Here is a 591-nt window from a genome sequence, read left to right as displayed (position 1 = left end):
TAAACTACCCCACCCTACTCGCTCACGGCTTGGCCGTTCGCTTCGTTGAGGGTGGGGCTTTCGCGTGGACTCCCGCTCTGGCCGGAATCTTCGGCAGGAGGTTCATACTCTCCGTTCGCGTTCAGCGTCCCGCGATTCAAGCGCACGCCTACGGGTGCGCCTCCGCCGTCCCCAGTTTGGTTACGGCGGAGATACCGTAGTCCAATGTTCTTTGCCGCGTTGTAATCGGCGTGGTTCTCGTAGCCACACTTCAGGCACTCGAAGTCCTCGCCGTCGCGATTGTCCTCGTGGGTAAATCCACACGTCGAACACCGTTGCGACGTGTTTCGTGGGTCTACCTGGACGGCTTCGACACCCTGCTCTGTGGCCTTGTATGCGACGTATTCGTAGAGACGGCGGAACGCCCACAGATGGTGCCACGACGCCTCTGGCACGTTCTCACGAATGTCCGTGAGGTCCTCGAATACGATATGCGAACAGTCGTGTTCGACCGCTTCGGCTACGAGTTCGTTGGCAACGCGATGCAGGTATATCTCGAAGCGCCCTGCTTCTTTCCGTTTGAAACCTGCGATCGCCTCGTGTGCGGCCCGC

1 protein-coding gene is annotated in these 591 nt (G+C 59.6%); it reads right to left on the bottom strand.

The genetic code is table 11. The annotated features are described in order from the left end of the window. Window positions 1-14 precede the first annotated feature (14 nt). A partial coding sequence (locus tag DEQ92_RS21490; protein WP_147299555.1) for an RNA-guided endonuclease TnpB family protein occupies window positions 15-591 on the bottom strand: 577 nt, incomplete at its 5' end.

Source organism: Haloferax sp. Atlit-6N, from assembly GCF_003383195.1.
GTDB lineage: Archaea > Halobacteriota > Halobacteria > Halobacteriales > Haloferacaceae > Haloferax > Haloferax gibbonsii.
Note: the sequence above shows the minus strand (reverse complement) of the source record. Positions and strands in the feature narration are given on the sequence as shown.